Origin of the sequence: Aliiroseovarius sp. PrR006, from assembly GCF_010500215.1 — a bacterium.
Taxonomy (GTDB): domain Bacteria; phylum Pseudomonadota; class Alphaproteobacteria; order Rhodobacterales; family Rhodobacteraceae; genus Aliiroseovarius.
Genome location: NZ_JAAGOY010000007.1, coordinates 172,694 through 194,191, shown reverse-complemented (window position 1 = coordinate 194,191; position 21,498 = coordinate 172,694). Strand labels below are relative to the sequence as shown.

16 protein-coding genes are annotated in these 21,498 nt (G+C 58.9%); 12 read left to right on the top strand and 4 right to left on the bottom strand.

Translation table 11 applies throughout. The features are described from left to right. Positions 1 to 4 precede the first annotated feature (4 nt). The 6 genes from G0Q00_RS09475 (at position 5) to G0Q00_RS09450 (ending at position 5,331) form a co-directional block, all read left to right on the top strand. Positions 5 to 1,204: an NADH:ubiquinone reductase (Na(+)-transporting) subunit B gene (locus G0Q00_RS09475; RefSeq protein ID WP_163038722.1), complete on the top strand. Its 1,200-nt coding sequence runs from the start codon at positions 5 to 7 to the stop codon at positions 1,202 to 1,204. Next, positions 1,197 to 2,009, top strand: a complete 813-nt coding sequence (locus G0Q00_RS09470; protein WP_163038720.1) for a Na(+)-translocating NADH-quinone reductase subunit C — start codon at positions 1,197 to 1,199, stop codon at positions 2,007 to 2,009. Before G0Q00_RS09475 ends, G0Q00_RS09470 begins: the two co-directional genes overlap by 8 nt. Beyond that, positions 2,009 to 2,662, top strand: a complete 654-nt coding sequence (locus G0Q00_RS09465) for an NADH:ubiquinone reductase (Na(+)-transporting) subunit D (protein WP_133489397.1) — start codon at positions 2,009 to 2,011, stop codon at positions 2,660 to 2,662. The genes G0Q00_RS09470 and G0Q00_RS09465 overlap by 1 nt, the downstream gene beginning before the upstream one ends. Next, positions 2,662 to 3,270 carry an NADH:ubiquinone reductase (Na(+)-transporting) subunit E gene (nqrE, locus tag G0Q00_RS09460; protein ID WP_163038718.1) on the top strand — a complete coding sequence of 203 codons (609 nt, stop codon included), beginning with the start codon at positions 2,662 to 2,664 and terminating at the stop codon, positions 3,268 to 3,270. Before G0Q00_RS09465 ends, nqrE begins: the two co-directional genes overlap by 1 nt. Before the next feature lie 13 nt (positions 3,271 to 3,283). Next, positions 3,284 to 4,507, top strand: a complete 1,224-nt coding sequence (nqrF, locus tag G0Q00_RS09455; RefSeq protein WP_163038716.1) for an NADH:ubiquinone reductase (Na(+)-transporting) subunit F — start codon at positions 3,284 to 3,286, stop codon at positions 4,505 to 4,507. Between the two features lie 167 nt (positions 4,508 to 4,674). After that, the gene (locus G0Q00_RS09450; protein ID WP_163038714.1) at positions 4,675 to 5,331 is read left to right on the top strand and encodes a Crp/Fnr family transcriptional regulator; all 657 of its coding nucleotides are present in this window, start codon (positions 4,675 to 4,677) and stop codon (positions 5,329 to 5,331) included. A gap of 349 nt (positions 5,332 to 5,680) precedes the next feature. Here G0Q00_RS09450 and G0Q00_RS09445 read toward each other — a convergent pair whose 3' ends face one another. Continuing rightward, positions 5,681 to 8,524, bottom strand: a complete 2,844-nt coding sequence (locus G0Q00_RS09445) for an AAA family ATPase (RefSeq protein ID WP_163038712.1) — start codon at positions 8,522 to 8,524, stop codon at positions 5,681 to 5,683. An 11-nt stretch (positions 8,525 to 8,535) separates the two neighbouring features. Next, on the bottom strand, positions 8,536 to 11,454 hold the full coding sequence (locus tag G0Q00_RS09440; RefSeq protein WP_163038710.1) for an acetoacetate decarboxylase family protein: 2,919 nt from the start codon (positions 11,452 to 11,454) through the stop codon (positions 8,536 to 8,538). 461 nt (positions 11,455 to 11,915) lie between these two features. Between G0Q00_RS09440 and G0Q00_RS09435 the strand changes: the two genes are divergently transcribed. Genes G0Q00_RS09435 through G0Q00_RS09420 form a run of 4 tightly spaced genes read left to right on the top strand, consistent with a single transcriptional unit; the run spans position 11,916 to position 16,970 of the window. After that, positions 11,916 to 13,166 (top strand): sarcosine oxidase subunit beta family protein, encoded by a 1,251-nt coding sequence (locus G0Q00_RS09435; protein ID WP_163038708.1) that lies wholly within the window; start codon positions 11,916 to 11,918, stop codon positions 13,164 to 13,166. Positions 13,167 to 13,178: 12 nt separating this feature from the next. Next, complete coding sequence (locus tag G0Q00_RS09430) at positions 13,179 to 13,475, top strand: sarcosine oxidase subunit delta (protein ID WP_108857908.1); 297 nt, start codon at positions 13,179 to 13,181, stop codon at positions 13,473 to 13,475. Further along, positions 13,472 to 16,426, top strand: a complete 2,955-nt coding sequence (locus G0Q00_RS09425) for a sarcosine oxidase subunit alpha family protein (RefSeq protein ID WP_163038706.1) — start codon at positions 13,472 to 13,474, stop codon at positions 16,424 to 16,426. Before G0Q00_RS09430 ends, G0Q00_RS09425 begins: the two co-directional genes overlap by 4 nt. Beyond that, complete coding sequence (locus G0Q00_RS09420) at positions 16,419 to 16,970, top strand: sarcosine oxidase subunit gamma (RefSeq protein ID WP_163038704.1); 552 nt, start codon at positions 16,419 to 16,421, stop codon at positions 16,968 to 16,970. The genes G0Q00_RS09425 and G0Q00_RS09420 overlap by 8 nt, the downstream gene beginning before the upstream one ends. Positions 16,971 to 16,981: 11 nt before the next feature. Here G0Q00_RS09420 and G0Q00_RS09415 read toward each other — a convergent pair whose 3' ends face one another. Together G0Q00_RS09415 and G0Q00_RS09410 are read right to left on the bottom strand one after the other, a co-directional pair. Beyond that, positions 16,982 to 17,995, bottom strand: coding sequence for a GlxA family transcriptional regulator (locus G0Q00_RS09415; protein WP_163038702.1), 1,014 nt, complete (start codon positions 17,993 to 17,995; stop codon positions 16,982 to 16,984). Next, entirely contained in the window at positions 17,992 to 18,900 is a 909-nt protein-coding gene (locus G0Q00_RS09410; RefSeq protein ID WP_163038700.1) for a LysR family transcriptional regulator, read from the bottom strand. Before G0Q00_RS09410 ends, G0Q00_RS09415 begins: the two co-directional genes overlap by 4 nt. Before the next feature lie 111 nt (positions 18,901 to 19,011). Here G0Q00_RS09410 and G0Q00_RS09405 point away from each other — a divergent pair, with 111 nt between their 5' ends. Together G0Q00_RS09405 and G0Q00_RS09400 are read left to right on the top strand one after the other, a co-directional pair. Then, positions 19,012 to 20,460, top strand: coding sequence for an aldehyde dehydrogenase family protein (locus tag G0Q00_RS09405; protein WP_163038698.1), 1,449 nt, complete (start codon positions 19,012 to 19,014; stop codon positions 20,458 to 20,460). After that, a complete protein-coding gene (locus G0Q00_RS09400; RefSeq protein WP_163038696.1) occupies positions 20,460 to 21,440 on the top strand; it encodes a membrane dipeptidase in 981 nt (326 codons plus the stop codon). Before G0Q00_RS09405 ends, G0Q00_RS09400 begins: the two co-directional genes overlap by 1 nt. Positions 21,441 to 21,498: the final 58 nt, after the last annotated feature.

The window sequence follows — 21,498 nt, the reverse complement described above, 5'->3', positions numbered from 1 at the left end:
ACCTTTGGGCTTGCGTAATTTTTTCGATCGGATCGAACCGAACTTCGAAAAGGGCGGTAAATGGGAAAAGTACTTCCCCATCTACGAGATGGTGGAAAGCTTCCTGTATACGCCGAAATCGGTAACGACTGCTGCACCTCATGCGCGGTCTTACGTCGATATGAAGCGTATCATGACCTATGTCGTGATCGCGACGATCCCCTGTATCCTGATGGCGCTGTATAACACGGGCTTCCAGACCAACATGGCGATTGCCGAGTTTGGTGCATCGGGCTGGCGTGCGGCGATCATCGAGGCTTTGGGCATCGGGTTCAACCCGGCCAACGCCTTTGCCAACATGGTGCACGGTCTTCTGTACTTCCTGCCGATCTACATCGTCACGCTGGTCGCTGGCGGTATCTTCGAGGTGATTTTCGCAACCGTGCGCAAGCATGAAGTTAACGAAGGTTTCCTTGTATCCTCAATGCTTTACGCGCTGATTGTGCCAGCAACGACGCCCCTGTGGCAGGTCGCGCTGGGCATCATCTTCGGTGTGGTCATCGGCAAAGAGGTCTTCGGCGGCACTGGTAAGAACTTCCTTAACCCGGCGTTGACCGGTCGTGCCTTCCTGTACTTCGCCTATCCCGCGCAGCTGTCGGGTGACAGCGTCTGGGTGCCGGTGGACGGCTTTACTGGCGCAACCGCGCTGGCCGTGTCCGCATCAGACGGCGTCCAAGCTCTGGCTGCACGTGGCATTACCTGGTGGGACAGCTTCTATGGCTTCATTCCGGGCTCGATGGGCGAGACCTCGACCCTGGCCGCCATCCTTGGTCTGATCTTCCTTTTGGTCACCAAGATCGCCAACTACCGCATGGTGGTGGGTTGTCTGGCCGGGATGATCGGCTTCTCGCTGCTGTTGAACTGGATCGGTTCCGACACCAACCCAATGTTTGCCATGCCGTGGTACTGGCACCTTGTGCTGGGCGGTTATGCCTTCGGATTGGTCTTCATGGTGACCGAGCCCGTTTCCGGCGCGCACACCAACACGGGCCGCTATATCTATGGCGCGCTGATCGGCTTCATGGTCGTGATGATCCGCGTCGTGAACCCGGCTTTCCCGGAAGGCATGATGCTGGCGATCCTGTTCGGCAATGTCTTCGCTCCGCTGATCGACTATTTCGTCGTTCAGGCCAACATCAAACGCAGGGCAAAACGCCATGTCTGATAACGATCTGAACACCAACAAAGGCCCCATCCGCCGCTTCCTTGATGCACCGGCTGACTCGGTTGGCAAAACGGTTTTCGTGGCAGTCACCCTGTGCCTTGTCGCCTCGATGATCGTGTCGGCCGCCGCCGTGGCGCTGCGCCCGCTGCAAGAAGTCAACGCGCTGAAAGACAAGCAGATCAATATTCTGCAGGTCGCGGGTATCTATGACCCCAGCGCAGATGTGGTCGAAAGCTTCCAAGCTTTTGAGCCCCGCGTTCTTGAACTGGAAACCGGCGCCTTTACCGACGCGTTTGACGTGGCCATCTTTGATGACCGTGCAGCTGCGGACGATCCCGCAACCTCGGTTGCGCTGGATGAAGATCCGGCTGGCATCGTGCGTCAGGGCAAGTTCGTCACCGTCTATCTGCTACGCGATGACGCAGGCGCGATCGACAAGGTGATCCTGCCGATCCACGGCTATGGCCTGTGGTCGACGCTTTATGGCTTCATTGCGCTGGAAGAGAACGGCAACGATATCTTCGCCCTGCAATTCTATGAGCACGCCGAGACCCCCGGTCTGGGCGCCGAGGTCGACAACCCGCGTTGGAAGTCGCTTTGGAACGGCAAGAAACTTGCCGATGAAAACGGTGATCTGCAGATCAGCGTGACCAAGTCGGTTCCGGCAGCGGGTGCGGATTACCACATCGACGCGCTGGCAGGGGCGACCCTGACCACGGTGGGTGTGCACAACCTTCTGAACTTCTGGATGGGTGAAAGCGGCTATGCTCCCTTCCTGGCAAATCTGAAAGCGGGGGATATCTAATGGCCCATAAACGCAGAGAGATGCTGATCGACCCATTGGTCGACAACAACCCGATCACCCTTCAGGTGCTGGGGATTTGTTCGGCGCTGGCAGTGACCTCGTCGCTTCAGGTGGCCTTCGTTATGGCCATCGCGGTGACCTTGGTGACGGCATTCGCGTCGCTGTTCATTTCGATGATCCGCAGCCAGATCCCCGGATCGATCCGCATCATCGTTCAGATGGTGATCATCGCCTCGCTCGTGATCCTTGTGGATCAGGTGCTGAAGGCGTTTGCCTATGAGATCTCGAAAACCCTGTCGGTCTTCGTGGGTCTGATCATCACCAACTGTATCGTGATGGGCCGTGCCGAGGCCTTCGCCATGAAAAACGGCCCCATCGACAGCTTCATCGACGGCGTTGGCAACGGCTTGGGCTATGGCCTGATCCTGATGCTGGTCGGCGTGATCCGCGAGCTGTTCGGTTCGGGCAGTCTGTTTGGCGTGACCATACTGGAAACCGTGAACAACGGTGGCTGGTATGTCCCCAACGGTATGCTGCTTTTGCCCCCATCGGCGTTCTTCATCATTGGTCTGATCATCTGGGCCTTCCGCACATGGAAACCCGGTCAGGTCGAAGAGCGTGAATACAAAATTCAAACGGTCGAGGCCCACTGATGGAAGCGCTTCTTTCCCTCGCCGTGAAGGCGATCTTCGTTGAAAACCTGGCCCTATCCTTCTTCCTTGGCATGTGTACCTTCATCGCCGTGTCGAAGAAGATCTCGACTGCAATTGGTCTGGGCATCTCGGTTATGGTCGTGCAGTCGATCACCGTACCGGCCAACAACTTGATCCTGACCTATCTGCTGGCCCCCGGTGCGCTCAGCTGGGCTGGTTTTGCCGATGTCGACCTGACCTTCCTTGGCCTGATCTCGTATATCGGCGTGATCGCAGCGCTGGTGCAGATCCTCGAGATGGTTTTGGATAAGTACTTCCCGCCGCTCTACAACGCGCTGGGTGTGTTCCTGCCGCTGATCACGGTGAACTGCGCCATCCTTGGTGGCTCGCTGTTCATGGTGGAACGCAGCTATGACTTCGCAGAATCGGTGACCTACGGCATCTCGTCGGGCTTCGGCTGGGCGCTGGCCATCACCGCGATGGCAGGTGTACGCGAGAAGCTGAAGTATTCGGACATCCCGGACGGCCTGCAAGGGCTGGGGATCACCTTCATCACTGCGGGACTGATGGCGCTGGCCTTCATGTCCTTCTCTGGCGTGAAACTGTAAGGGGCAAAAAGATATGGCAACCTTTAGCCTTGGCATCATCCTTTTCACCCTGATCGTTCTGGCGCTGGTCTCGATCATTCTGGCTGCGCGTTCAAAACTGGTGTCGACCGGCAACGTGAACATCGTTGTGAACGGTGAGAAGACGATCTCGGTTCCAGCAGGTGGTAAGCTTCTGCAAACGCTGGCCGAACAACAGCTGTTCGTGCCCTCGGCCTGTGGTGGCGGCGGTACCTGCGCGCAGTGCCGCGTGAAAATCCATTCCGGTGGCGGCTCGATCCTGCCGACCGAGGAAAGCCACATCACCAAGCGTGAAGCCGCCTGTGGCGACCGCCTGTCCTGTCAGGTGGCCGTGAAGCAGGACATGGAAATCGAAGTCCCGGAAGAGGTCTTCGGCGTCAAGAAGTGGGAATGCACCGTGCGTTCCAACGACAACGTCGCGACCTTCATCAAGAACCTGGTTCTTGAACTGCCGGAAGGCGAAGACGTGAACTTCCGCGCCGGTGGATACATCCAGATCGAGGCTCCGGCCCACAAGCTGAACTATAAAGAGTTCGACATTGGCGAAGAGTATCACGAGGACTGGGATAAGTTTAATCTGTGGCAGTACGAAAGCACTGTGTCCGAGCCGATCGAACGTGCGTATTCGATGGCGAACTATCCCGACGAAAAAGGCCTGATCATGCTGAACGTCCGCGTGGCCTCGCCGCCGCCGGGTTCGCAGGGCATTCCTCCGGGCCAGATGTCGTCCTACATCTTCAACCTGAAGCCGGGTGACAAGGTGACGATCTCGGGTCCGTTTGGCGAGTTCTTCGCCCGTGAGACCGGGAAAGAGATGGTGTTCATTGGCGGTGGTGCCGGTATGGCCCCCATGCGCTCGCACATCTTTGACCAGCTGAAGCGCCTGAAGAACAAGGATCGCAAGATCACCTTCTGGTACGGTGCGCGCTCGAAGAAAGAGATGTTCTTTGTCGAGGACTTCGACAGTCTTGCTGAAGAGTTCCCGAACTTCACATGGCACGTGGCTCTGTCGGATGCCCTGCCCGAGGACGATTGGGGCGGTTATACCGGCTTCATCCACAACGTCCTGCACGACGAGTATCTGAAGGAACACCCGAATCCTGAAGACTGCGAATACTACATGTGTGGTCCGCCCATCATGAACCAGTCTGTGATCAACATGCTGTTGGATCTGGGCGTGGATCGCGAAGACATCATGCTGGATGACTTCGGCGGATAAACAGTCCGAACGATCCAGACGGAAACAACAAAATGCCCCGAGCAATTATGGCTCGGGGCATTTTACGTTTACGGAACCGTCACTTAAAAGTTGAGCAGTTCTGCTGGCATTCTGTTGACCTTGGTGCGATGATCTCTAATCTGGATAGACCTTAAGTCGGGGATCTCATGGTTTTAAGCTCAATCGGCGCCGGGGCACTGGATCGTCTGCGTCGGCGTGGACATGCGCGCATCTACAAGAAAAAGGATGTGGTGTTTCGGTTCGGCGATCCCGGCTTGACGCTTTTGATCGTCTCATCCGGCAGGGCCGAGATCAGCGTGACGACGGCAGTTGGGCAGAAATCCATTCTTGGCGTGGCGAAGTCCGGTGATGTGATTGGCGACATTGCCTGCTTGGATGGCGGCCCGCGCAGTGCGGATGTCGTTGTCCTTGAGGCCATGGAAGCGATCGAGGTGCAGCGCCAGGATGTGCTGCAACTGTTCCGCGAGGATCCCGACAGCGCCATCTTGGTGATCGAAGCTTTGTGCCAGAAGGCGCGCAATGCCTCCGAGATGTTCGAAGTCCAGACCATGCAAAGCGGTCAAGCGCGTCTTGCAGCCTGTCTGCTGCGGTTGCTTCCCAATGCTGGTCATAACGAAAGCGGTCAGCTTGCTGTGAAGGCCAGCCAAAGTTGGCTTGGGGCCTATGCGGGCCTGACACGCGAAAATGTGAACCGGCAGTTGAAGGTCTGGGCTAAGGACGGTGTTGCCCGGTTCGAGAAGGGTTTTGTCGTGATAGAGGACCAGGAGCGTCTTGAGGAATTGGCACAGGGCGAAGGTCCGTAATCTTTCCCTTGCGTAACATAAATAAGTTGAAATTGACGAAAATTCTACGGATTTCCGTCAAGCTGTGATGTGCGTCACAGGTGCGAAATGTGGCGCGTGCTATTCAAGAGAAGAAGACGCTGAAAGCTTTTGGGGAAAGTTATTTTAGCACGCTTAGATAGATCAAGCTCGCTTTGGGTGGCGCTGGCAACGGCGTTTTGGAGTGAGAATTAGTCCCGACCTCCGGGGTGCCTAAGCGTCTTCCCCCGTCAGATGACGGGCGGGGTTTGGTTGTGCCATTATTGGCTGCCGTGAGTGGTGAGGCGCTACGTCAACTCTGGATTCTCAGGTCCAGAGGCGCCGACACACCCTACGCAGATTGCGTAAGCTCTGTCCGGATATCGCGGATGGAGCTGTCCCATTCGTGCTCACCTGTAGAATCAGACAAATGTTCGGCCTGTTCCAACAGCGTTTGCGCCGTCGCAAGATCACCGTTTGCCAGATGTGCTTTCGCCAGCGCCGCCTTGTAGAAGGGGGCGTTCAGGTCTGCACCGATCATGCTGGCTTGCTCGGTCAACATTTCCAGCATGGCGGGGGTTTCGGTGGTGTTGCCCTGATAGATTTGTAGAATCGTCATCCAGACGCGCCCGATCAGGGACCAGAACTGCGCTTGTTGTTCGTCAGCAACCTCGATCCCAGCTTGAACTTCCTGCACAGCCAGATCCAGATGCCCGCCAGCCAAAAGGGCCTGACCGCCAAATACGTGGATCCACGGGATCTGCGCGATAGCGCCGATGGCTTTCAGATGTTCTTGTGCCTGCGACATGGCCGCAAGCGCACCGTCCAGATCGCCCCGGCGGCTTGCCACGTGGGCATCTGCCGACAGAACCGATGCCAGTGGGTCAGCGCCCAGTTCCAGGAACAACCGGCCGTGATCATCGACGCGGTAGATGGACTTCAGCTGGGCGCTTTGCTCCGCCGCCAGATCAAATTGGCCTGAATAAAGCGCATGGGCGGTTTCATTCACCAGCCACATCACCTTCAGCTCGTCATCGCCGTCGCGTGCGAGCTTCTCCATCATCTCGACATACTCGCCGCTCTCGCGCACGCGCCCGTTGATGATGCGATGCGCAAACAAGCCATACAGCGCGGTCATACGCTGGCGGTCTGTGCCCTCGGCATAGGTGATGGCGTCTTCCAGCAGTTGATATCGCTCCAATACTACTGGGTGCGAGAATCCCATACGCTGTACCGTGGCACTGGCCAGAAGCGAGAGCACCGGAAGGTACTCGGGGCGCGTTACTTGGTCAGGACTGGCCTGTTCCTCCATGTCACTTCGGGCGTGATCCAGATAGGTCATGGACTGATCAAAGTTCACGGCCATCAGCATGTGAATGCCCGCAGCGATACATGCCGTCGGAAGGTTTTCGTGGTCGCGCGCGGCCATGCGGTGATCCGCCATCAGATGTGGGTAAGCCTCACAATAGGCCGGGTCATGCGTCTGCATGGCATCCGCAAAACTCTTGTGCAGGGACCGCCGACGCTTGCCTGGAATCATCTCGTAAGCCGCATCGCGTAGCAGGATGTGGTCGAAGAACAGGGCGCCCTCGCCATACGGATTGAAAATGCCGCGGATGGTCAGAACGCGGAGCTCGTCGTCAAGGTTCGGACGATCCGGCAGCAGATGCGCCACTCGTTCTGGCTGGAAATCACGACCCAGGATCGATGCGCATTGGATCACGTCCCGCAGCGCGCCAAAGCCGTTGATGATGGCCTGAAAGGTGGCCTCGATCGTTTGGGGCAGCTGTTGTGAACTATCTTCGTCACCGAATTGACGCGCATGGGTGGCCAGAGCCGATAGGAACAAGGGATTACCTTCGGCCGCTTCGATGATCCGGGCGCGCTTGGCGTCGTCCAGCTCGGGATATTCTGACAAGGCTTCTTGTGCGGCCTCTTGCGAGAGAGGTGCCAGGTGAATTGGCGTGACCGGAGCGTTTTCCAGCAGCGTATCGATTTTCTCGGAGGGGCGGCTGGTGACAACGATGCGGGGCGGCGTCCCGTCGGTTTGCATAAGAGCCTGAAGCACGGCAATCGTGCCTTCATCGAACCAGTGCAGATCGTCGAAGGTCAGGGCTGCCGTGCGGGCCTGCGCCAATCCGGCCAGTGCGCGGGTAGCAAGAGTGATCCTGCGTGATTGCAGCTGTTCGGGTGTCAAAAGAACGGGCAGGGCGGCCTGCAGGCCAAGCAGCCCGGCCACCACCATGATGTCTTGATCTTCGAGTGTGATCCCGATTGATTTAAACTGCGTCTCCAGATCCTCGAGCGAAGATTGCGTATGCAGATCCAGCTCGCGCCGCAGGGTTTCGACCACGGGGAAGAGCGCGGATTGCTGAAGGTTGGCGCGGGCGTCAATTCGGACGATGCCAGCGTTCTTCTGGGTGCGGCTGAAAGCGTCCAGAAGCACGGTCTTACCGATGCCCGCCGGGCCAATGATCGCATGGGCGCGGTTGGAATCGTTTTGCAAAAGAGCGAGCTCTTTGTCGCGCTCCAGCAGGTCCGAGCTTTGCGTGTGATCTTCTTGGAACTGAAAGCCGGTGACCTCGATCAACTCGACCGGTTGGTCGATCCCTTTCAGAAGGCGCGTGTCATGTGCGGCTTCGTCAAGACGTGCCAAACGCGACAGGAAAGACTTCGTCTGGCCCGAGATCACAACCCCGCTCACTGGCGCCTGCTCCTGCAGCCGCGCGGCGCGGTTCACGTGCAGCCCGGTCAGCTGCGGAAACAGCGCGCCCTGTTGACCGACGCGACACATAATCTGGCCGGTGTCGATCCCGACACGCACCTGTTGCCCATTCACCTTTTCGGGCATGGATTTGGCAATCGACAGACCCGCTGCAATGGCCGACAGGGCCGAATCCTCGCCGTCATGGTCCAATCCGAAGCAGGACAGAACCCCGTCGCCATAGCGCTGCAACACGCGGCCGCGATAGGTCTCGACCGTTTCGTTCACCTGCTGGTGAAAGGCGGCGATGGTGTCGTCATAGGTCTCAAGCTCGGTCGAGTTCGCAAAGGCGGTCGATCCAACAAGGTCAATGAATTGAATGGTCAGGATGCGCAGCTCGGGGTTGTCATCCAAGGCAACAACTTCGGCCCCGCAAAAACTACAAAACCGCGCGCCCTCATGCAGTGCTTCACCGCATGACATACAATTCATTGCCTGCATTCTTACCTCATCGATCTTTGACGTACCCACTCCCTTGCCATGGCCGCGTGGCGCACCCGTTTGCTGTCCAGCGGGTTGGTCATCGCCCATGAGCACCAGACCCGGAATGCACCGGGAAGGCGTTCACCAGTTTGCAACTGAAGCGGGGCCGCGTCAAACGAAGTTGTTGGAAAACCGTTAGGATCCGGGTCTTTAACTTCAATTTGAGCGGACACCGGGGCGACATAGGCGCGATCCAGTTGCAGGTCGAACGCGTTGTAGAATAGCCGTCCCGATGCATTGCGCGTGACAAAGGTCATATTTAGCAAGTTTGCGATTGCCCCCTGTGCCGGGTGGCCGGGCAGGGGGGCCGGGTCCATGTGCTGTTGGAAAGTGGCCTGCATCTTCATCCCACGCGGGCCTGTGGCCGTAAAGCGCGTGTTCTCAAGCCTGATATCGGACCAGACCTTGGGCATCGCATAGAACACCTTGCCGGCCATGATCGCGGACTTGCTATTCACATAAAGCCTGCGCGGATACAGAAGCGGCGCCTGCCGTGCTTCGGCGGTGCGGGTGTAGGGGATTGCGAAGGTCGCCTCGCCATAGGGCGACATCGCCAAGAAATCCGGAATGAATGAGCCGCGCACATTGTGATAGCTGCAGAAGGACATGCCGACGGGGTGGAAGCCCGGCCGGGTCAGGGGGCTTGGCCCCAGTTCGATCCCCGGGGGCAGCATGGCCTGCACCTCGGCGCGCGGCACTTCATAGAAGACAAATACGCCCGTCATCTCGCCCCGGGCAAAGAACGGGGTTAGCGGCCATTTCGTGCCCGAGATCGAGTTCGTCTGGAACATCGCCTTTTCCGACACGGTTTCTTCGCGGGCGATATCCTTGGCTCCGACGTTTAGAAGTTTTTCGCCCGTGACCGCTGACGCGCAGGCGATCCCTGACATGGTTGCGCCTTCAACGCAGCCTGCATTCAACCCGCAGCGCGTCCAGTCGCCTGCCAGATAGAGATTGGCAAAGCCGCTCTGAGAAGGAGCCAGTCGGTGATAAACGCTGTTCGTGACAGACAGCACATAGCGTTCTGACCCGAACATGTTCACACGGGAGTAAATCCCGGCTTCTTCACTTTCATGAAGCAGACTGCGGTCAAACTTGCCGTCTTTCTCAGCTTCTGGCCAAAACTTGACCAGATCCTTGTCCATCCACCGTCCGAAGCTCTCGCGGAATTCGGTGATGTCTTCACCGTCGGGCGCGGGCGAGCAGAAATAGGCGATGGATTTGGGTTTGTCGGTGCCCCAATCCTCGTGCGGGATCAGGTGGGACATGTCCGCCCAGGTGTCCAGCGGTTCGGCAAAGCCTGTGATGACCGTCCGCATCGGGGACGGGGGCAGGGACTTTTGCGAGTTATGCGCTTTCACGCGCTTCTCCCACCCCAGCTGCTTGGGCGTTTTGTCCAGCCACAGCTGCATCGCGTGGGTCGAGACGGTCTTGACCCGGTCCAGCATGTTGCGCCAGCGCTCGGACGCGATGGATAGCTCTTGCGACATGTAGGGCAGTGACCCGATCGAGGCGCCAAGGATCACAAGGTCGAAATCCTCGCCTCGCTTCAGGGTGAATGGCTCGCCCTTCGGCGGCGTGCGCTCGCTTTCGAAATTGATGCCGCTCTCTTTCAGATGCTGACCATCGACAAGCTGATCCCATAGGGGTTCCGACGGCCAGCAGGGCAGGCCGTCCACGTCGACCAACGGCTCATAGCTGCCAGATTTCACCTTGGCCTGCCGCACCATGCTGATCCGCTCGATATGGGTGCGGTTCTCGTCCAGATGCAGATTGCGGGCGGCGTTGAAGAACTCGAACTTCACGCCCAGCTCTTTCAGAACCATATAGTAGGGACCAAATATCGTGTCGCCCATCCCGGCCTGCATCTTGTGGAAGATCGCCCCGGAATAGGTGAAGATCAGCCGCGTCATCGCCCGCAAGGCCGTGCCCGCGCCGGTGTCGCCCTGACGCTCGGTGTTGCCCATGGGGAAGCCGAACACGAAGTCATAGCAGCCCCGGATCGACACCCATTTCAGCGCCTGATCGCTGACCCCGTTCATACGCAGCCAGTCCGAGAACTCCCACTGGTCCAATACGTCATAACCATTGGTGAACGTGTCCGAACTGACCACCCCGTGCATATAGCCCAGCCCGATATCCAGTAGGTTCAACCCCCGGCGCACGCTGTCGCGGGCCATGTTTTCTGGCGTCTGTTGGCTGTGCACCTCGGCCTGTACATCTTCGATGATCTCAAGCAACAGGTCCGAGTTGTGCGGTCCGACAGGAAGTCCGGCCCCAGGCAGCGCCTTCAGATGTGAAAGGATGCTTTCGTGTCCGTCCAACAGGCCATCTGGCACTTCGATCCCCAGCGGTCCGTCCGCGCCGCCTTCAAGTTCGCCCCGGCGTAGGAACTCGATCATGATCTGCAAAATCCGCATCATCATCTCGAAAGGCGAGGGGACCTCGGTCTCGTCCCCCGGCACCTCGTCGTTCTTGGGTAGGTCGATCACCCAAGGACGCCATGGGTTTTCATTCGGGTCGTCTGTGGGAACGTTCTCAGCCAGAAATAGGTGCGACAGCGGCTTGAATGCCTTGTCCATCGTGCCGAGAGGGTCGCTTTTCTTGCGCAATCCCAACTCGACCATCTGTTCATAACAGCGGCGCATGTTGCGAAAGGCGTTCTGATAGAACCCGGCCCAGACATGCAGCCCGTGTTCCTCGATCCGCTGCCCAAATTCAGCGTTGCGCCCGCTGGCGCCCTTTCCACCCGTGCGCCATCCAAGCTGATAGACGGTAATGTCGTATTTCTTGTCCCAATCCGGCGTTTGCGTAATGGCATAAATGGCCGTCATGGCCCCGACACCGCCACCAATTACGGCGATCTTTTGCTTCTCCATATTTTTGCCCCCAATAATCCGATGCTGTCTAAAGCGATCATTTCAAACTGTTGATTTTGGTTAACTGATATTAACCATTGCTGATGGGGACCAATCCGCCAACATCTTCGTGTCCAAATGCAGGCGGAAAGCGAATATTTTTAGGCAGTTAGCAACCATAGAGGGAAAAATGCAGCATTTCGCAAGTGTCGTACTTGAAATGTCGCTTATAGGTGGGTTTCATTCGCTGCTGTCGCCAAGCAAGGCTAGTCCCCTTTGTTCCGGGGGGGCGGGACCGTTCAGAGGATCATTGATCCACTATGCAGCCATTCAGAATGTCACGCATGAGGGTATCAAAACCGCCTTGGTCATTGGGGGCATCGGTGCGCCAGATGTCGATTCTGACGCAAATCTTGTCCGAAACCGAAGAAGCGTTCGACGCCAAAATGCCAGTTTATTAGAGCATACGAACAGGAGCCCACATGCGCTATTCTGCTTTGAGACTGATCAAGGAAAGCCTGACCGGACACAAAGGGTGGGGGCCGCAATGGCGCGATCCCGACCCGAAGGACGCCTATGACTATGTGATCATTGGCGGCGGTGGGCACGGGTTGGCCACGGCCTATTATCTGGCGAAAGAGTTTCAAGGCGCGCGGATCGCGGTGCTAGAGAAGGGCTGGATCGGTGGCGGCAATGTGGGCCGGAACACGACCATCATCCGCTCGAACTATTTGCTGGACGGGAATGAACCGTTCTACGAGTTTTCGCTGAAGTTGTGGGAGAACCTCGAGCAGGACCTGAACTATAACGCGATGGTCAGCCAGCGTGGTATTCTGAACCTTGTGCACACGGATGCGCAGCGGGATGCGGCAAGGCGGCGCGGGAATGCGATGATCCTAAACGGATCAGATGCCGAGCTTTTGGACACTGACGGCGTGCGCGCCATGTATCCGTTCCTGAATTTCGACAATGCCCGCTTCCCGATCAAGGGCGGGTTGTTGCATCGCCGCGGTGGGACGGTGCGCCACGATGCGGTGGCGTGGGGGTACGCGCGCGGTGCGGATCAGCGCGGCGTGGATATCATCCAGAACTGCGAAGTCACGGGTTTCAAAATCGAAGACGGGCGCGTGCTGGGCGTCGAGACCTCACGCGGGTTTATTGGCGCCAAGAAGGTTGGCGTCTCGGTCGCGGGCAGCTCTAGCCGGGTGATGGCGATGGCGGGAATGCGTCTGCCGATCGAAAGCCACGTGCTGCAAGCCTTCGTGTCCGAGGGGCTGAAACCCTTCATTCCGGGCGTGATCACCTATGGCGCGGGTCACTTCTATTGCAGCCAGTCCGACAAGGGCGGACTGGTCTTTGGCGGCGATATCGACGGCTACAATTCCTACGCCCAACGCGGCAACCTGCCGGTGGTCGAAGACGTGATCGAAAGTGGCATGTCACTGATCCCGGGCCTTGGACGCGCGCGGCTTCTGCGCAGCTGGGGCGGCATCATGGATATGTCGATGGATGGCTCGCCCTTCATCGACAAGACCCATATCGAGGGTCTCTATTTCAACGGCGGCTGGTGCTATGGCGGTTTCAAAGCCACGCCTGCCGCGGGCTTCTGCTTTGCCCATCTTCTGAAAACCGACCGTCCGCATGAGACCGCCAAAGCCTATCGGCTGGACCGGTTCATGACCGGGCACATGATCGACGAAAAGGGCCAGGGTGCCCAACCGAACCTGCACTGAGGAACAGAACCGATGATCATCAACCATCCGCTTCTTGGACCGCGCGACGCGCAAGAGTTCACCTATCTGGGCGACGCGGGCCTGATCAACCGTCCCTATTGGCTGTCGGAAAACGCTCTGCGCGAGTTTCACGACTATCTGCATCTGCGCGAAAACCCCGCCGGTTTGCACCGCGAGCTGTGGTTCCACGAGCAAGGCGACCGCTCTTGGCTGGTCGTGACCCGCGACACCACCACGCATGAGATCACCAAGGTTGAGTTGGCTCGCGATGTCGCACGCGCCAACCGCGCTGCCGAGGTAATGCAATGACACAGGCAAACCGCCTTTCTGGCGGGCTGATCGACCGATCAGCCACGCTCAATTTCAGCTTTGATGGCAAAAACTATCAGGGTCATGCGGGCGATACGCTCGCCTCAGCCCTGTTGGCCAATGGCGTGCGCCTGATGGGGCGTTCGTTCAAATACCACCGTCCGCGTGGCGTGCTGACTGCAGGCTCTGAGGAACCCAACGCGCTGGTCGAACTGCGATCCGGTGGTCGTCAGGAGCCCAACACCCGCGCCACCGTGGCCGAGATCTATGACGGATTTGTTGCCAACTCGCAAAACCGCTGGCCGTCTCTGGAACGCGATTTCATGGCGATCAATGATCGCTTCTCGAATTTCCTGAGCGCTGGGTTTTACTACAAAACCTTCATGTGGCCGCGGGCCTTCTGGGAAAAGCTTTACGAGCCGATTATCCGTAAAGCCGCCGGTCTTGGCAGCCTGACCGGCGAAGGCGACCCCGACGCCTATGACAAAGGCTTCCTGCATTGTGACCTGCTGGTGATTGGCGCTGGACCTGCTGGTCTCGCCGCTGCACTGACTGCGGGTCGTGTAGGCGCACAAGTGATCCTAGCGGACGAAGATTTCCGTCTGGGTGGACGTCTGCTGGCCGATACCGGGTCGCTGTCTGATCAGTCCGGCGCAGAATGGGTAGAACAGGCACAGGCCGAATTGGCGTCGCTGCCCAACGTCCGCGTGATGCCGCGCACCACCGTGTTTGGTGCCTATGACCACGGCGTCTATGGAGCGGTCGAGCGTAACGCTGATCACCTGATCGCCCCGGAATCGGACAAGCCGCGCCAGACGCTTTGGCGGATCTATTCCAAACGCGCCTTGGTCGCGACCGGGGCAATCGAACGCCCTATCGGGTTTGAAAACAATGACCGTCCCGGCGTGATGCTGGCCGGTGCCACCCGCGCCTATGCCAACCGCTTTGCCGCCACGCCCGCGCAGTCGGTTGTCGTCTTCGCCAACAACGATGACGCCCACAAGACCGCCCGCGACCTGATCGCCAAAGGGGTCGAGGTGCCCGCCGTGGTGGATATCCGCCCCGATGCGCCCGCAATTGACGGCACAGAGGTGCTGGCAGGCGCACAGATCGTCGACACCAAGGGCCGTTTGGGCCTGACCTCTGTCACAGTACGTCTGGCAAACGGCCAGACCCGCGTGATCCCTTGTGGCGCGCTGGCGATGTCCGGCGGCTGGAACCCCAACCTTGGCCTGACCTGCCATCAGCGCGGGCGTCCGGTTTGGAATGAAGATATCCACGCCTTTGTACCTGGGCAGGGCTTGCCCTCGGGCCAAAGCGTTGCCGGGGCTGCGATGGGCGAGATGTCGACCCACGCTGCGCTGACTGGTGGCGCGGCGAAAGCGGTTGAAGCGCTCTCTGATTTGGGCATAGAAGCCAAGGTGGGTGACCTCCCTAATGCCGAGGACGCCCCCGTCTCGCTCACCCCATTCTGGCATGTCGCGGGCGCAAAACGCGCGTGGCTGGATTTCCAGAACGATGTGACCGTCAAGGACGTGAAACTGGCGCATCAGGAGAACTTCACCTCGGTCGAGCACCTGAAACGCTATACCACGCTGGGCATGGCGACCGATCAGGGCAAAACCTCGAATGTTGGCGCGCTGGCAGTGATGGCCGAGCTGACAGGCAAGTCGATCCCCGACACCGGCACCACCATTTTCCGCCCGCCCTATACGCCCGTTTCGATGGGCGCACTGGCAGGCCGCGCGGTGGGGAAAGAGTTCCACCCGACCCGCCTGACCCCAAGCCACACATGGGCTGAGGAACAAGGCGCGGTGTTTGTTGAAGTTGGCAACTGGCTGCGCGCGCAGTGGTTCCCCAAGGCGGGTGAAACCCACTGGCGTCAATCTGTCGACCGCGAGGTTCTGGCCACCCGCAACTCTGTCGGCATTTGCGACGTGACCACGCTGGGCAAGATCGACGTTCAGGGCGCGGATGCTGCTGAATTTCTGAACAAGATCTATGCCAATGGCTTTGCCAAATTGCCCGTGGGCAAGGTGCGTTACGGTTTGATGCTGCGCGAAGATGGTGTGGCCTACGACGACGGCACCGCCGCACGTCTGGCCGAGGATCATTTCGTTGTCACCACCACCACCGCCAATGCGGTTGTGGTCTATCGCAACATGGAATTCGCCCGCCAATGCCTATGGCCGGATCTGGACGTGCAGTTGATTTCCACTACCGAGGCATGGGCGCAATACGCTGTCGCTGGCCCCAACGCGCGCAAGCTGCTGCGAAAGATTGTGGACCCGGAATTCGATATCACGAACGAGGCATTCCCCTTCATGGCGTGTGGTGAAATCACTGTCTGTGGCGGCTGCCGCGCGCGGCTCTTCCGGATCTCGTTCTCGGGCGAGTTGGCTTATGAGATCGCTGTGCCTACCCGCTATGGTGACGCGTTGATGCGCGAAATGATGGCGGCAGGCGCGGAATTCGACGTGACCCCCTACGGCACAGAAGCGCTGGGTGTCATGCGGATTGAAAAAGGCCACGCGGCAGGGAACGAGCTGAACGGTACCACCACCGCGCTGAACCTTGGGCTGGGCCGGATGGTTTCGACCAAAAAAGAGTGCATCGGCAATGTGCTGTCGCGGCGCGATGGGATGAACGCTGAGGGCGCGCTGAACCTTGTTGGTTTGCGCCCGGTGGACGCGTCGAAATCCGTGCCAGCAGGCGGGCATCTGATGGCCACTACGGGCCCGGTCAATGCCGCGCATGATCAGGGTTATGTCACCTCGGCCGCCTATTCTCCGATCCTTGAAAGTTCGATCGGGCTTGGCTTTGTGAAGTCGGGTTTTGAACGGATGGGCGAGCAACTGCGGTTGGTTAACCCACTGGAAGATAAAGAAATTCTGGTCGAAATCGTCAGTCCGCATTTCGTCGATCCGGAAGGAGAGAAGCTCCGTGCATAAGTTGAAACCCATCACCCCGCTGGGCGCGGACACCGCGCGCGTCGACCAGATCGGAACGCTGACCATCACCGAGGTTGTGGATCAGGCACTGGCATCTGTCTCCGCGCGTGAAGGGCAGTTGGATGCGGTGCAGAAGGCCCTGCCACTGGCCTTGCCGGGCATCGGAAAAACCGCAACGCAAGGCGATTTCACCGCCTTCTGGACCGGTCCGGATCAGTGGATGTTCTCTGCCGATCACAACCAGCACGAATTGCTGGCCGCTGAGCTGAAACAGATGCTTGGGGACACGGCATCAGTCGTGGAACAGACAGATGGCTGGTGCCGGTTTGACGTCTCGGGCACGGCGCTGTGCGACCAGTTTGAGCGTCTGTCCAACGTGCCGGTTCGCACCATGTCTAGTGGTGACGTCATCCGCGGCACGGTCGAGCATCTGGGCGCATTTCTGTGGCGTCTCGGGGATGACCGCATGGCGGTAGTCGGCCCACGGTCGTCGGCGGCGTCCCTGCATCACGCACTGGTGGCGGCGGCCCGGTCGGTCGCCTAAGCCTGACAAAACTACGAAGGCAGCGCGTCGCTGCCCTTGACCCGCATTGAATTCTTAGCCCGCCGATCTGCGATCGGCGTCAGCCCGAAGCTTTCGCGATAGTGCCGCAGAAATGCGCCGGGTGTGGCATAGCCCACCATGAACGCGACCTCGGTCACCGGCGTGTTGGAATACAGCACCAGTTGGCGCGCCTGATTCATCCGCATCTTCCGATAATACTTCAGCGGGCTTTGTCCCGTTGCTTCTTTGAAGCTGCGCTCAAGCGAGCGGGTCGAAACGCCCACCGCTTCGGCCACTCTGCTGATCTGGATCGGGCTTTCGATATGTTCGGCAAAATGCTCGATCGCGCGTTCGACCTGCTTGGGCAGCAGGTCCTGGCTTTTCGCCGTGTCGTGGGCCGGCGTTTTCTGCGCGGCGGCGGCGCTGCGGATATAGGGGTGTTGGAACCAACAGGCGACTTCGGCCATGATATCGCCGCCCAGACGGGTTTCGATCAGGGACAGCATGTGGTCGAAGGCCGCCGACGCGCCAGAAATGGTGGTATAGTCGCCGTCTTCGCAAATCACCGTGCTTTGCGCCGGGATGTCGGGGAACTCGGCCTGAAAGGCGGCCTCGTAACACCAGTGCACCGACAACGGGTTGTCGCGCGTTAGGCCGGTATGGGCCAGCGCGAACACCCCGCCGCTGATCGCCCCCAGCCGGGTTTTACTGCGCTGGTAGCGCTGCAGGGCCGCGTTGGCGCGCGACGGCGTGGCGAAGCGGGCATTCGGGCCAGCGGTGAACAACAAAAGATCCAGCTCTCCGGCTTCGGCCAATGTGCAATCCGGGGCGAAACTAACCCCCGCTGACGAGTCGACCGGCCCATCGTCTTCGGCGATCACCTTCCAGCGAAACGCTTGTTGCCCCGAGATTTCATTGGCCGCACGCAGCGGTTCGATACACGAGGTCAGGCAGGCCATCGGAAAGCCGGGGAAAACCAAGATCCCCAGCGTCAGGGGCGGTTTGGTGGTGCTTGCATCAGTCATGAGGGCATCCCCAACAATGTATCTTGCGAGATCTCGGCAGCGATTTCACGAATGTGGCGCTCCAGCAGGCGTGCTGCCGGGGATTGGGTCGAATCAGCCCGGCGCAGCAGGTGAATTTCGCGTTTTGCGTGCGGTTCGGCGAGCGGGCGGAAGATCAATCCAGCTGAATTTGAGGCCCTGACCGCCATCTCGGGTAGAATTGTGATTCCAATACTGGCCTGCACCATCGCCATGATCGAGGTCAGGTTGTGGGCCGACAGCAGCGCCTTTTCATGCAGCTGGATCGACGCCTCGGCTCTGATCCCAGCCGAGAGCGAGTTCGCGATGAGTCGCTCGTTGGTCAATGCATCCCAGGTGAGCGGACCGGTGTCCTGCGCCAAGGCATGGGATGGCGCGCAGATGACGCCAAACGTGTCGGACAAAAGGTGCTGGCTGTTCAGCCCCACGCTTTGCTGGCCCATTGTTGCGATGCCAATGTCGATCCGGTCGCGCGACAGCTCGTGCAGGATCGAGCTTGAATCCATGTCACGCAGTTCGATGTCTACATTGCCGTAGTCATTGATATGCCGCGAAAAAACCTGCGGGATGATGGTGCCTGCCACAGACGGAACGGTGGCAATGCGCACATGGCCGTGGGTGGCTTTGGCAAAGCCCTCGATTGCTTTCACCGTATTGTCGAACTGCTGCAGCTCGCGCTCGGCCTGCTCCAGAACGAATGTGCCCAGCGCGGTCAGTTTGCTTTTGCGGTCGGTTTCAAACAGCGGTTCCCCCAGATGGGTTTCCAACTGTTTCAGCATCATCGACACGGCCGAAGGCGTCCGCCCCAGCGTCTGGGCTGCATCGCTCAGATTACCTCTGCGGGCGACCGTAGCAAAGCCGCGTAGCATTTCAATTTTCAGCGCCATAGTGCTCACACTTCAATTTGACTGAAATAACCTTCAGCAATTTGAGTTTGATTGAAGTGGGTTAAAAAGTCCATACCCAAGGAAACTGACTTTGTGTGAGGCGACACTTCCATGACCGATATCCAAAAGAACCTGATTGCTGGCGAATGGCTGGCAGGCGTAAGCGAAATTGAAAACCGTAACCCGTCGGACCTGACCGATCTGGTTGGCGTCTTTGCGCAGGCCAGCAGCGACCAGCTGGAAGCGACGCTGGACCAAGCCAAAGTGGCACAGCGCGAATGGGAAGCCTATGGCATGGAGCGCAAGCAGGCGGTTCTGAACGCCATCGGCAACGAACTGATCGCCCGCTGCGAAGAGCTGGGCACGCTTCTGGCTCGTGAAGAAGGCAAGCCCTTCGCCGAAGGCAAAGGCGAAGTTTACCGCGCCGGTCAATTCTTCACCTACTACGCAGCTGAATGCCTGCGTCAGCTGGGCGAGAACGCAGACAGCGTGCGCCCGGGCGTCGAGATCGACGTGCGTCGTGAAGCCGTTGGCACTGTCGCCATCATCTCGCCTTGGAACTTCCCGACCGCAACCGCATCGTGGAAGATCGCACCGGCACTGTGCTACGGCAACGCCGTGGTGTGGAAACCTGCCAACGTAACGCCCGCCTCGGCTGTTGCGCTGGCTGAAATCATCAACCGTCAGGACATTCCGAAAGGTCTGTTCAGCTTGGTCATGGGCGCAGGTCGCGAGATCGGCCAGCGTCTGGTGGAAAGCCCGAAAGTGAATGCCATTTCCTTCACCGGTTCGGTTCCGGTGGGCAAGGGCATCGCTTCGGCGGCCATTCAGAACCTGACCAAAGTTCAGATGGAGATGGGCTCGAAAAACGCTCTGGCCGTGATGGACGATGCCGATCTGGATCTGGCCGTGACGCTGGCCCTTGGTGGCGCCTTCGGTGGCACCGGTCAGAAATGTACCGCTTCCTCCCGGCTCGTGGTCCACGAAGCCGTGCACGACGCCTTTGTTGAGAAACTGGTCGCCGGTGCACAGGCCATGAAAGTGGGCCACGCGCTGGAAGAGGGCACCCAGATGGGTCCCGTCGTCAGCGAACAGCAGCTTTCGGAAAACCTGGCCTATGTTGATCTGGGCAAAACCGAAGGTGCTGAACTGGCCTGTGGTGGTGCGCGTCTTGAGATGCCGCATCAAGGTTTCTACATGTCGCCTGGCGTGTTCCTGAACACCACCAACGACATGCGCATCAACCGCGAAGAAATGTTCGCGCCGCTGACCTCGGTCATCAAGGTTGGCAGCTATGACGAGGCACTGGCCACCGTCAACGACACCAACTTCGGCCTGACCTCGGGCATCGTGACGAAATCGCTGGCCCGCGCCACGCATTTCCGCCGCAACGCCCAGACCGGTGTTGTCACCGTGAACTTGCCGACCGCTGGTACCGACTATCACGTGCCGTTCGGTGGCCGTGGCGACAGCTCGTACGGTCCGCGTGAACAGGGCAAGGCAGCCGCCGAGTTCTACACCACCGTCAAGACCGCCTACATCAGCGCAGGCCCGGTCTGATGCGTATCGACGGTCTTCAATACGCCAACTGGTCCGAGAAGATCTTCCGCCAACTTCGTGAAGGGGGCGTGGATGCAATCCACGTCACCATCTCGTACCACGAGAACTTCCGCGAAACGGTTCTGAACTTTGAAAAGTGGAACCGTTGGTTTGAGCAATATCCGGATCTGATCATGAAGGGCCTGTGGGCCTCGGATATCGACGTGGCCCGCGAAACCGGGCGCACGGCCGTGTTCTTCGGCTTCCAGAACCCGTCGCCTATCGAAGATGACATCGGTCTGGTCGAGATTGTCCACACCCTTGGTGCACGCTTCATGCAGCTGACCTATAACAACCAGTCGCTTCTTGCGACCGGCTGTTACGAGGCCGAAGATATGGGCATCACCCGCATGGGCAAACAGGTCATCAAAGAGATGAACCGCGTTGGTCTCGTCGTGGACATGAGCCATTCGGCTGATCGTTCAACCATCGAGGCCGCCGAGCTGTCCGAGCGTCCCATCGCCATCACTCACGCAAATCCGTATGACTGGTCGCCCGCCCTGCGCAACAAGCGCGATGCGGTGATCCGTGCGGTGACCGAAAATGGTGGGATGCTCGGCTTTTCGGTGTATCCGCACCACCTGAAAGACAAGGGTGACTGCACGCTGGAAAGCTTCTGCGAGATGATTGCCCGCACGGCGGACAAATACGGCGCAGAGCATCTGGGGATTGGCACGGATCTTTGTCAGGACCAACCCGACAGCATCGTTGAATGGATGCGCGTGGGTCGTTGGACCAAGGAAATCGACTATGGCGAGGGATCCAAATCCGCGCCCGGTTTCCCGCCGATGCCCAGCTGGTTCGAAGACAACCGCCACTTTGGCAACATCGAAAACGGCCTGAAAGCCGTGGGAATGGATGACGGCGAGATTGCCGGCATCATGGGACGTAACTGGTACCGCTTTTTTGCAGAGAATTTTGGCCCTCAGACAGGACGTTAAGGGGCCGGGGAAGTGAAACTTGGCCTCGAGCGAACAGGAGGGGCCAAATCTAGGGAGA

Bases quoted from the DNA above. Each gene is read 5' to 3' on its own strand.
- G0Q00_RS09470 (WP_163038720.1), top strand. From the start codon at position 1,197: ATGTCTGATAACGATCTGAACACCAACAAAGGCCCCATCCGCCGCTTC.
- nqrF (WP_163038716.1), top strand. From the start codon at position 3,284: ATGGCAACCTTTAGCCTTGGCATCATCCTTTTCACCCTGATCGTTCTG.
- G0Q00_RS09445 (WP_163038712.1), bottom strand. From the start codon at position 8,524: ATGAATTGTATGTCATGCGGTGAAGCACTGCATGAGGGCGCGCGGTTT.
- G0Q00_RS09425 (WP_163038706.1), top strand. From the start codon at position 13,472: ATGACACAGGCAAACCGCCTTTCTGGCGGGCTGATCGACCGATCAGCC.
- G0Q00_RS09405 (WP_163038698.1), top strand. From the start codon at position 19,012: ATGACCGATATCCAAAAGAACCTGATTGCTGGCGAATGGCTGGCAGGC.
- nqrE (WP_163038718.1), top strand. From the start codon at position 2,662: ATGGAAGCGCTTCTTTCCCTCGCCGTGAAGGCGATCTTCGTTGAAAAC.
- G0Q00_RS09465 (WP_133489397.1), top strand. From the start codon at position 2,009: ATGGCCCATAAACGCAGAGAGATGCTGATCGACCCATTGGTCGACAAC.
- G0Q00_RS09450 (WP_163038714.1), top strand. From the start codon at position 4,675: ATGGTTTTAAGCTCAATCGGCGCCGGGGCACTGGATCGTCTGCGTCGG.
- G0Q00_RS09435 (WP_163038708.1), top strand. From the start codon at position 11,916: ATGCGCTATTCTGCTTTGAGACTGATCAAGGAAAGCCTGACCGGACAC.
- G0Q00_RS09430 (WP_108857908.1), top strand. From the start codon at position 13,179: ATGATCATCAACCATCCGCTTCTTGGACCGCGCGACGCGCAAGAGTTC.
- G0Q00_RS09400 (WP_163038696.1), top strand. From the start codon at position 20,460: ATGCGTATCGACGGTCTTCAATACGCCAACTGGTCCGAGAAGATCTTC.
- G0Q00_RS09440 (WP_163038710.1), bottom strand. From the start codon at position 11,454: ATGGAGAAGCAAAAGATCGCCGTAATTGGTGGCGGTGTCGGGGCCATG.
- G0Q00_RS09410 (WP_163038700.1), bottom strand. From the start codon at position 18,900: ATGGCGCTGAAAATTGAAATGCTACGCGGCTTTGCTACGGTCGCCCGC.
- G0Q00_RS09415 (WP_163038702.1), bottom strand. From the start codon at position 17,995: ATGACTGATGCAAGCACCACCAAACCGCCCCTGACGCTGGGGATCTTG.